Source organism: Mycobacterium sp. 852002-10029_SCH5224772, assembly GCF_001667315.1.
GTDB lineage: Bacteria > Actinomycetota > Actinomycetes > Mycobacteriales > Mycobacteriaceae > Mycobacterium.
The window spans coordinates 111,775-122,342 of record NZ_LZHT01000029.1 but is presented as its reverse complement, the minus strand read 5'-3'; the positions used below and the strand labels follow the sequence as shown (position 1 = coordinate 122,342).

At 67.9% G+C, this 10,568-nt stretch carries 6 protein-coding genes; 3 read left to right on the top strand and 3 right to left on the bottom strand.

Annotated features, from left to right (window positions below):
* Nucleotides 1–381: 381 nt before the first annotated feature.
* Nucleotides 382–1,161, bottom strand: coding sequence for a hypothetical protein (locus A5775_RS07520; RefSeq protein ID WP_197512406.1), 780 nt, complete (start codon nucleotides 1,159–1,161; stop codon nucleotides 382–384).
* 272 nt (nucleotides 1,162–1,433) lie between these two features.
* Here A5775_RS07520 and A5775_RS07515 point away from each other — a divergent pair, with 272 nt between their 5' ends.
* Entirely contained in the window at nucleotides 1,434–3,455 is a 2,022-nt protein-coding gene (locus A5775_RS07515; RefSeq protein WP_067250007.1) for an MFS transporter, read from the top strand.
* 5 nt (nucleotides 3,456–3,460) lie between these two features.
* Here A5775_RS07515 and A5775_RS07510 read toward each other — a convergent pair whose 3' ends face one another.
* Complete coding sequence (locus A5775_RS07510; RefSeq protein WP_067250004.1) at nucleotides 3,461–6,874, bottom strand: TM0106 family RecB-like putative nuclease; 3,414 nt, start codon at nucleotides 6,872–6,874, stop codon at nucleotides 3,461–3,463.
* Between the two features lie 60 nt (nucleotides 6,875–6,934).
* Nucleotides 6,935–7,540, bottom strand: a complete 606-nt coding sequence (locus A5775_RS07505) for an LppP/LprE family lipoprotein (RefSeq protein WP_067250072.1) — start codon at nucleotides 7,538–7,540, stop codon at nucleotides 6,935–6,937.
* A 188-nt stretch (nucleotides 7,541–7,728) separates the two neighbouring features.
* Here A5775_RS07505 and A5775_RS07500 point away from each other — a divergent pair, with 188 nt between their 5' ends.
* Together A5775_RS07500 and A5775_RS07495 are read left to right on the top strand one after the other, a co-directional pair.
* Complete coding sequence (locus A5775_RS07500) at nucleotides 7,729–9,429, top strand: DEAD/DEAH box helicase (protein WP_067250002.1); 1,701 nt, start codon at nucleotides 7,729–7,731, stop codon at nucleotides 9,427–9,429.
* The gene (locus A5775_RS07495; protein ID WP_067250000.1) at nucleotides 9,426–10,565 is read left to right on the top strand and encodes an acyltransferase; all 1,140 of its coding nucleotides are present in this window, start codon (nucleotides 9,426–9,428) and stop codon (nucleotides 10,563–10,565) included. Before A5775_RS07500 ends, A5775_RS07495 begins: the two co-directional genes overlap by 4 nt.
* Nucleotides 10,566–10,568: the final 3 nt, after the last annotated feature.

The window sequence follows — 10,568 nt, the reverse complement described above, 5'->3', positions numbered from 1 at the left end:
CCTCGACCAGCCACTCGTTTTGCCCGAATGGTGAACTTATGTTGCTCACGACCGCAGTTCGCCTCAATCCCTTTGTCCTACAGGGGTCACCGCAGCGCTATCGCGCGGCGCCTGCACCCTTGTCGGCCCCGGGGGGCCGAGCACCTCACACGCACGGCGGTACCTATTGTTCCGCCCTATAAAGGCTAACCTTTCGCCACCAATCTGCCAGGCGGACCGGGGGCCTCGGGGTGGGCTGTGGCCGGTGCTGATGGTGGCGACCCGCTGCGCCCGGCTACGCCGCGCTTGCGATCGCGACGGCCGCGCGTGCGATCGCGACGGCCGCGCTTGCGATCGCGACGGCCGCGCTTGCGATCGCCACGGCCGCGCTTGCGATCGCCACTAACCGGCTTCGTGGATCGGCGGCACCAGATGCAGCGCGCGAGGCCAGCGCGCGGGCGGGGCGCCGAACGCCCGGTTGGCGTTGCGGATCATCTTCTTGCCGGCGAGATAGTTGCCGACGGCTCCCACCACCACCCCGATCCCGACCGGCAGCAGTTTGCCGAACAGCAGGGCGCCCCGGCGCAGGGTGTACTTCCTGACCCACGACTTGAGCAGTCGCGAGTTCAGTCGCGACATCGACGACAGCGGCAGGGCGGCCAGGCTTTCGGAAACCCAGCCCCCATTAGTGCGCCGCGGACCAATCAGCTGGGCGACGGCGTGCTCGCTGTTGTCGCCGACGAGCACCGCGAGCACCAGGGCACGGCGTCGTTCCCGGTGATCGGCCGGAACGTCGTGGACCACCGCCACCGCCAACACGAAGAACGCGGTGGCCTCCAAAAACGTCACCGTTTCCGCGGCCGCCGCCGACAGCGCGCTCAACGTACCGATTCCGGGGACGGTCGCCGCGGCGCCCACCGCAACGCCGCCGGCCGTCACGATGGCCACGTAATGCTTCTGCAGCTTGGCCAGGATCTGCGCCGGGGTGGCATCGGGATCAGCGTTGCGCAGCCGGGTCACATAGGCCTCGGCGGCCGGGCCTTGTATCCGCGAGCTGCGCTCGATGACCTGCGCCAACGCCCGCGCGGACACTTTGGGCCGACCGCTCTTGGTGGTCGGCGGCTGTCCCGCGTTGGCCATGTTGAAAAGCCGCTTCGGCGACCTGTTCCGTCGGGCCCGCATACTGTCTCTCCTGCAAATGGGGTTCTTTCAGGCTAACGTGCCCGCGGCCAAACCCGACGCGTTATCGATCCCCATCGGATCCGTGGCTGCCGGCCCTCTTGCGTCGCCGGGAATAATGCAGGCTGGATGTCTGCGACGGCCGTGCCGCTGGTCGGTCATCGTGGTGGACGGTTCGCCGTGCGCGTGGTCGATGACCTGGTAGTTCAGGTTCGTCGACCAGACGGGGCCGATACGGGGTAACGACATCGTCGGGAGCGAAACGAGGTGGGCGGATGACCACGGCTGCGCCCCGCACGCCCGGGGGTGAGTGGCGCGCGGGTTCGGGGCCGGCGCGGGCCACCCATCGCTGGGACTTCATCACCCGGAGCTCGCCGCACTCACAGAACCCCTGGAACCCGCTTTGGGCGATGATGATCGGCTTTTTCATGATCATGGTCGACTCGACCATCGTCGCGATCGCAAACCCGACCATCATGGCCGATCTGCGCATCGGCTACGACACCGTCGTCTGGGTGACCAGCGCCTACCTGCTGGGTTACGCCGTGGTGTTGCTGGTCGCCGGGCGCCTCGGCGACCGATTCGGCCCCAAAAACCTGTACCTGATCGGTCTGGTGGTCTTCACCGTCTCCTCGGTGTGGTGCGGGCTGTCGGGGAGCGCCGCCATGCTGATCGCGGCCCGTGTCGTGCAAGGCATCGGAGCGGGTGTGCTCACGCCGCAGACCTTGTCGACGATCACCCGGATCTTCCCGGCGGAGCGGCGCGGCATCGCAGTCAGCTTGTGGGGCGCCACCGCGGGCGCCGCCAGCCTGGTGGGGCCGCTGGCCGGCGGCGTGCTGGTCGACGGGCTGGGCTGGCAGTGGATCTTCTTCGTCAACGTGCCCATCGGCGTGATCGGGCTGGGGTTGGCGTATTGGCTGATCCCGGTCCTGCCCACCCAGTCGCACCGTTTCGATCTGCTCGGGGTCGCGCTGTCCGGGGTGGGCATATTTTTAATCGTGTTCGGACTCCAACAGGGGCAGGCCGCGCACTGGGAGCCGTGGATTTGGGCGTTGGTCGTGGCGGGTATCGGGTTCATGACGGTGTTCGTGTTCTGGCAATCGATGAACTCCCACGAACCGCTGATTCCGTTGGTGATCTTCGGTGACCGCGACTTCAGCTTGTGCAACGTCGGGGTGGCCATCGTCTCGTTCGCCGCGACGGCGATGATGCTGCCGCTGACGTTTTATGCGCAGGCCGTCTGCGGCCTCTCGCCGACGCGCTCGGCCTTGTTGATCGCGCCGATGGCGATCGCCAACGGCGTGTTCGCGCCGTTCGTCGGCAAGATCGTCGACAAATATGATCCGCGGCCGGTACTCGGTTTCGGCTTTTCGGTGCTGGCGATCGCGCTGACCTGGCTCACCTTCGAGATGTCGCCGACGACGCCGATCTGGCGGCTGGTGTTGCCGTTCTTCGCGATGGGCGTCGGGATGGCGTTCGTATGGTCGCCGCTGACCGCGACCGCGACGCGCAACCTGCCGGCGCAGCTGGCCGGCGCGGGCTCCGCGGTGTACAACTCCGTCCGCCAATTCGGCGCCGTGCTCGGCAGCGCTGGCATGGCCGCATTCATGACGTGGCGCATCAGCGCCGAGATGCCGCGACAGCCGTCCGGTGGGGGCATCGACGAAGACGCCATCACGTTGCAGTTGCCGGGCTTCCTGCGCGAACCGTTCGCCGCCGCGATGTCGCAGTCGGTGCTGTTGCCGGCGTTCATCGCGTTGTTCGGGATCATCGCCGCCTTGTTCTTGGTGGGCTTCACGCCCTGGTCCCGCACCCGCGACGGACGCGGCGGCGACCCCTTCGGGCCCGACGAGGACGGCATCGTCGACGACGACTATGACGACGACGAATACGTCGAATTCGTCCTCCTGCGCGAACCCGCCGTCGAGCGGGGCGCCGGCGGCCAGCGATCAGGACGGCGGGCTGACGTCGCGTCGCCGCCCACGGCGCTGCGGCATCGGGGTCCGGTCGATTCGTGGCACAGTGTGCTCGACGAGCCGGCTGCACAAGTGCAGCCAATTGGCTTTGCTCACAACGGGTCTCATGTGGACAACGGCAAGCGCCTTCGTCAGGTGGCGGTGCGACGCCCGGTCAAGCCCAGCCCGCCGGTGGAGCGGCTCACCCGGCCGCCGCGTCGCCCCCACACCGGGCCGGCGGGTCACCACCTCACCGAAGGCGAGTCGCTGCGCGGTCAGCACCACCGCCCCGATCCGGACGACGACCCCAGCGGCCGCGGCCGGCACTCGTCGGGCAATTAGGCCCCTCAGCGCAGACCGGGCTCGGTGAGCGCCAGGAATGCGCCCAGGTCGATCAGGCCCGCGGGCGTGGCGGGCAGGTACTCCGTCAGCGACGGCGACCGCACGATCACCGCCGCATACTGCGCCCGGCTGACCGCCACGTTGAGTCGATTCCTGTTGAGCAGGAAGGAGATTCCGCGGGGCACCACATCCATGGAGGAAACCGTCATCGAGACGAACACCACGGGCGCCTGCCCGCCCTGGAACTTGTCGACCGTCCCCACCCGGACCGCGCCGAGTCCGGCCGAGCTCAACCGGCGGCGCAGCAGGGCCACCTGGGCGTTGTAGGGGGCCAGCACCAGCACATCGTCGGCGGTCAATGCCCGGGTGCCGTGCTCATCGGTCCACGACGCGCCGAGCAGTTGCCGGATCTCGGCGGCGATCGCGTCGGCCTCCTCGGGGCTGTCGGTCGAATTGCCCTGGTGCTCAACCGAAAGCAGCCGCACACCGGGCTGATGCCCGTCCAGGTGGCGGGCGGCGGTGCATTCGTGGGAATGCAGCCTGCCTTCGTAGGACAGGGCGGAAACCGCGGCGCAGACCGCCGGATGCATCCGGTAGGAGCGGTCCAAGAAGTAGCCACGTTGGTCGGGCAGAGTGCGCTGACCGTCGACCAGCCAGTCCAGCGCGGAAGTGTCCACCGGTTCCGGGTGCGTGCCCTGGCTGACTTGCGGCAATTGCTGGGGGTCGCCGAGCAGCAGCAGATTCGCGGCGGCCGGGGCTACGGCGATGGTATTGGCCAAACAGAACTGGCCCGCCTCGTCGATCACCAGCAGATCGATGCTCCCCGGCGGCACCCGGTTCGCGTTGGCGAAATCCCATGCGGTGCCGCCGATCACGCAGCCCGGCGTGTCGGCCAGGAACGCGGCGTACGCGCTGCCGTCGATCTCTTGCCAGCGTGGAGCGTGGTGGTCATAACGCTTCTTTGCGATCCGCTGGGGATCCAGGCCGGCGTCGATCACACAGTCCAGCAGGTTTTCTACCGTGGCATGCGATTGCGCGACCACGCCGACGCGCCAGCCGTGCTGGGTGACCAGGTGTTGGATCACCCGTCCGGCCGTGTGCGTCTTGCCGGTGCCGGGCGGCCCGTGCACCGCCAGGTACGACGAGTCCAAATCGAGGAGCGCGGCGGTGATGTCGGCGACGGTGTCGGTGCCGCGTGGCAGGGGAGTGCCGCTGCGCGTGCGGGGCGCGCGGCGCAACAGGACGTCGACGACGGCACTGGAAAGTAGGCGCGGCAGTCCGTCGGCCACCGCGGCGACCGTCGCCTCGATCGACTCCCGCAGGGCCGTGGTCGGAATGGGTGGGCCGGGGGTCAGCGCGAAGGGCAGCTGGTGAAATGGCTTGCCGTCGCTGCCAACTCGTTCAAGGACGACCACGGTGGTGGGTACCGCCGGATCGTCGGCCTCGACGACCGTGGCCCGTCCGGCCGCCCGCCGGTCGGGGCTGTCGGTCATGCCGGGCGGCGCCGGCGGTTTGTACAGCGCGAAGACGTCGCTCTTCACATCACCGCGCGCCAGCTGGCCGCTCAACTCCAGCCGTCGCTGCGGCTTGCGCGCGCGGGGAGGCGTATGCCAGTCGACGCTGACGGATGCGTCCTCGACGACGAAAACATCGGTGTTATCCGCCCATTCGTCGATGGGGAAGTTCAGCCGGTCGAAATGCGCCCACCAGAAGGGCTTGTCCTCGCGCCGGTGGTAGCCGCGGGCGGCGGCCAGCAGCGCCACCGCCGTCTGCTCCGGGGAGCGCTCGTCGATGCCGGCGGCCCCGGTGAAGGCCGACAACGTCACCGCCAGCCGGTCGCGGTCCTCGACGGTGTTGCCGTCGCCCACGGGCTGGGCACCGATCGGTACGACGCCGGATTCATAGGCGCGCAGCATCAGCCAGTTGCGCAATTCCTGAGTCGACCGGCAGTCGTAGTGGTTGTAATCCTCGATCTCCTTGAGCACGGAGGAGGCCTCGTCGCCGCGGCCCTCCGCGCGCAGTTCGCAGAACCGCGCGTAGGAGGTGATCGAGCCGGCGGCGGTGGTCACGTCGCCCACGCGCAGTTGGGTCCCCATGTAGAGCGGCTCGAGCGCCTTGAGGCTGAATGACTCCGCGCCGACCCGAATGCTCCTGCGCACCAACGGGTAAAGGTCGACCAGCGTACCGCTGCGCAGCAGTTCGTCGACTTCGTCCTCGCCGACGCCGTAACGCCCGGCGAGCCGCAACAACGCGGTCTTCTCGTAGGGCGCGTAATGGTAGATGTGCATATTCGGGCGGCGCTTGCGGCGTTTGGCCACCATCGCCAAGAAATCGGTCAGGGCCTTGCGTTCGTCTGTCCGGGTGTGTGCCCACAGCGGGCGGAAGGCGCCCGCCGGCCCGGCCTCCAAAACGCCGAACAGATATTCCAGGCCCCACTCACGGCCATCGGTGGTCCACAGCGGGTCGCCTTCGAAGTCGAAGAACAGATCACCGGGGTCCGGCTCGGGGAGCAGCGCCAGCGGCTGCGCGTCGATGACCTCGACCTGCGGAACGCCGGTGTCGCGTTCGCGGACTTGCAGTTTTGCCTGGGTGGTCAAGGTGGCGACGACACCGGGCGCCAGCTCGGGCACCGGTCCGCGATGCGCGGCAAGCTCGGCGACGGTGGTGATACCGGCCTCAAACAGCTTGTCCCGCTGGCTTACCCGTAAGCCCGCGACCAACAGCACATCGTCAGCAGCCCGCAGCTGCTCGACGCACACCGGGCACCCAAAACAGGCGGCCACGCCTTCGTCGTCCCAGCGGACGGCGGTCCCGCCCGCGTAGTGGTCGTCGAGGAGCCGTTGCAGCCGTGCCCGCTGCGAACGGTAAACCGGGACCAGGTCGCAGACGCGGTGCCGCACGGCCGTTCCATCGCCGAGCCGCAGTTCGGCCTCGGGCGCGACCGGCACACCCGAGGCGGCCAACGCGTCGGCGTAGGCGGCCAGCTGCAACAGCGCGGTCACCTTTTCGGAGCGGGCCAGCTTGGTGTCGACGACTCGATACTGCTCGCCGTCACGTACCAGGAAGTCGGCGAATCCGAGGAAGCGACCGTCGAACATCGCGGCCTGATACACCGCGGGTGCGCGGCCGGCGACGGCGCGCAGCGTCGCGTCGGTCGCCGCCGCCAGCCCGGCAGGTGTGTAGGCCGGGCGGCCGATGACCGTGACGGCATCCCCGAACCGCTCGCGCAATCGCGCGAGCTCGCGCCGCTCATGCTCGTCGCCGAGGGTGGCCGTCCGCGCAAGCAGTTCGTCCTCGATCGCGGTCGCGGGCCCGCGGCCGAGTTTGGCGTCGAAATCCCGCAGCAGCGCGAATTCGCAGCGGGCGGCAGCGGCAAGGTCCGACGCGCTGTAAACGATGCTGTCGCCGGTCACAAACACTGGAGCCACTGTAGGTCAGGGCCCCGACAGGATGGTCGCGCCGGGCGGGCGCGCCCGGGCTTAGTGCGCGGGGGTGTTGCCGATCAGCTCGACCGCGTTGCCGTTCCAATGGAACTTCACGTTGGTGTTCAAGCCCTTGATCCCGCCGGGGTAGGTCAGCGCCACCGTGTCGCCCGTGGTTTGTGCCGGGTCAATGCCGTTGAATCCGTAGGTATCGGGGACACCCTGCGGGATGAATTGGCCGAGATGGAACAGCACCGCGCGGGTGGTGGGGCTGACCGCGTTGGTGTTGGCCTTGATGATCACCGCCGACAGCTGCGCGCACTGGTTGTAGTTGCCGGCCAGCGGCTCGGGGTTCCAGGGCTGCTGGCTGCGCGGGTCGCGCGGCAGCTCGGACACCACCTTCGCGATCGTGGGCGAGGCGAGGTTGACCGCGCACGGATCGGCCGGCGGCGCGTTGCCGGGCCGGGCAGCCGGCGATGGCGTGGCCGGGGCCGTGATCGACGCGGTCTCAGACGTCGTCCTCGCCTGCGGTGTCTTGGCGACTGTCGAGTCCCCTGAACCGCAGCCGGTCAACGCGAAGGTGAGCAATGCGACAGCGGCCGAGCAGGTCAGTGGCTCGGTACGACACGGTAGCGACCACACATCGACGCACCGTACCGTCATCGGCTCCTCGGGTGTGGCAGGCGTGGCCGGGGCCCGCTCGGCTGTGCTGATGATCACGCGGACCGCCGGACAGGGGGCGACCCGCTGCACTCCGCTCTGCTGAGCTGGCGATCACGCTGGGGTCCTTCCGTGGTGACCCGCTGCACTCCGCTCTGCTGAGCTGGCGATACCACTAGACTCCTTGGGCGATGACCCTCTCAGACAGCCCGGCTGAGGCTGCCTCTACGACGTTTGCCGACCTGCAGATCCACCCCTCGGTTCTGCGGGCGGTCGCTGATGTCGGTTACGAATCACCGACCGGCATCCAGGCCGCGACGATCCCGGCGCTGATGGCCGGATCGGACGTCGTCGGGCTGGCGCAGACCGGCACCGGCAAAACGGCCGCGTTCGCGATCCCGATCCTGTCCAAGATCGACGTCACCAGCACCGCCACCCAGGCCCTGGTGCTCGCCCCCACCCGCGAACTGGCCCTGCAAGTCGCCGAGGCGTTCAGCCGGTACGGAGCCCACCTGCCGAAGATCAACGTGCTGCCGATCTACGGCGGCTCGTCCTACGGCGTGCAACTGGCCGGGCTCAGGCGCGGCGCCCACGTGGTGGTCGGCACGCCCGGCCGGGTGATCGACCACCTCGAACGGGGGACGCTGGACCTGTCCCACGTCGACTACCTGGTGCTCGACGAGGCCGACGAGATGCTCACCATGGGCTTCGCCGAAGAGGTCGATCGCATTCTGTCGGAGACCCCGGAATACAAACAGGTGGCGTTGTTCTCCGCGACCATGCCGTCCGCGATCGGCAAGCTCACCACCAAGTACCTGCACGATCCACTCGAGGTCAGCACCAAAGCGAAAACCGCTACCGCCGAGAACATTTCGCAGCGTTACATCCAGGTCGCCGGCCCGCGCAAGATGGACGCGCTGACACGGGTTCTGGAAGTCGAGCGGTTCGAGGCGATGATCGTCTTCGTCAGAACCAAACAGGCCACCGAGGAAGTCGCCGAAAAGCTAAGGGCGCGAGGTTTTTCTGCGGCCGCCATCAACGGAGACATCCCGCAGGGTCAGCGTGAGCGGACTGTCGCCGCTCTGAAGGACGGCAGCATCGACATCCTGGTCGCTACCGACGTGGCGGCCCGCGGGCTGGATGTGGAGCGGATCTCGCACGTACTCAACTACGACATCCCGCATGACACCGAGTCGTACGTGCACCGGATCGGGCGCACGGGCAGGGCCGGGCGTTCGGGAACCGCGCTGCTTTTCGTCTCCCCGCGCGAACGGCACCTGCTCAAGGCGATCGAAAAGGCCACGCGGCAAACGCTCACCGAAACCGAATTGCCCACCGTCGAGGACGTCAACGCGCAGCGCGTGGCCAAGTTCGCCGATTCCATCACCACCGCGCTCGGGGCTTCCGGCATCGACCTGTTCCGCAAGCTGGTCCAGGACTACGAGCGCGAGCACGACACCCCGATGGCCGATATCGCCGCCGCGCTGGCCCTGCTATCGCGGGACGGCGAGGAATTCCTGATGGCGCCCGAGCCTCCGCGCGAGCGGCGCGAGCGGCGTACCGAACAGCGCGATCGCCCCGAAAAGCCAAGGTCGACAAGGCCGTTCGCCACGTACCGCATCGCGGTGGGCAAGCGTCACAAGATCGGTCCGGGCGCCATCGTCGGCGCCATTGCCAACGAGGGCGGGCTGCACCGCAGCGATTTCGGCCACATCTCGATCGGGCCGGATTTCTCGCTGGTGGAACTGCCGGCCAAGCTACCCAATTCGACGCTGAAAAGACTGGAGCAAACCCGCATTTCGGGGGTGCTGATCAACCTTCAGCCGGACAAGTCCTCCGGGAAGGCCCGCGCCCGGGACGGCGGGAAGCCGCGCAGGAAACACGGCGGATGACACTGTCCGAAGAACAGGACGCCCAGGGCGGGCTCGAGCAGACCTCTCGCGTCGACCGCGTCGCCTCACTGACCGGCGTCCGCGCTGTCGCCGCGCTGCTCGTCGTTGGGACCCACGCGGCCTACACCACCGGCAAATACACCCACGGCTATTGGGGCCTGGTCGGTTCCCGGATGGAGATCGGGGTGCCGATCTTCTTCGTGCTCTCCGGCTACCTGCTGTTCCGTCCGTGGGTGAAGTCCGCCGCAACCGGTGGCCCGTCGCCGTCGCTGAGTCGCTATGCGCGGCACCGGGTTCGGCGCATCATGCCCCCCTACGTCGTCACCGTGCTGTTCGCCTACGTGCTGTACCACTACCGCGAGGCGGGGCCCAACCCCGGACACACGTGGCTGGGATTGGCGCGCAACCTGACGCTGACCCAGATCTATTGCAACGGCTACCTGGGCAAGTATCTGCACCAGGGGCTGACCCAGATGTGGAGCCTGGCGGTAGAGGCCTCCTTCTACGTCATCCTTCCGCTGCTGGCATACCTGCTGCTGGTGCTGATCTGCCGGCGGCAATGGCAACCGAAATTGGTGCTGGGCACCCTGGCGGGCATGACGTTGATCAGCCCGGCGTGGCTGGTTCTCGTGCACACCGACCACTGGTTTCCCGACGGCGCGCGGCTATGGCTGCCCACCTACCTGGCCTGGTTCCTTGCCGGCATGATGCTCACGGTGTTGCAAGAGATGGGTGTGCGTGGCTACGGGTTCATCGCCATCCCGCTGGCGACCATCAGCTATTTCATCGTGTCCACCCCCATCGCCGGCGCGCCCACCACATCCCCGGCGACGCTGAGCGAAGCCTTGTTCAAGACCTGTTTCTATGCCGTGATCGCCGCACTGGCGGTGGCGCCCCTGGCGTTGGGGGACCACGGATGGTATTCGCGGCTGCTGGCCAGCCGCCCCATGGTGTGGCTGGGGGAGATCTCCTACGAAATCTTCCTGATCCACCTGATCACCATGGAATTCGCGATGGACTACGTGGTCGGCGCGCGCGTCTATACCGGCCCGATGCTGAACCTGTTCGTTGCCACGCTGGTGCTGACGATCCCGTTGGCGTGGCTGCTGCACCGCTTCACGCGGGTCCGGGACTGAGCG

Excerpts from the sequence above, each read along its gene's own strand:
- A5775_RS07495 (WP_067250000.1), top strand. The coding sequence starts at position 9,426 with ATGACACTGTCCGAAGAACAGGACGCCCAGGGCGGGCTCGAGCAGACC.
- A5775_RS07505 (WP_067250072.1), bottom strand. The coding sequence starts at position 7,540 with ATGACGGTACGGTGCGTCGATGTGTGGTCGCTACCGTGTCGTACCGAG.
- A5775_RS07500 (WP_067250002.1), top strand. The coding sequence starts at position 7,729 with ATGACCCTCTCAGACAGCCCGGCTGAGGCTGCCTCTACGACGTTTGCC.
- A5775_RS07520 (WP_197512406.1), bottom strand. The coding sequence starts at position 1,161 with ATGCGGGCCCGACGGAACAGGTCGCCGAAGCGGCTTTTCAACATGGCC.
- A5775_RS07515 (WP_067250007.1), top strand. The coding sequence starts at position 1,434 with ATGACCACGGCTGCGCCCCGCACGCCCGGGGGTGAGTGGCGCGCGGGT.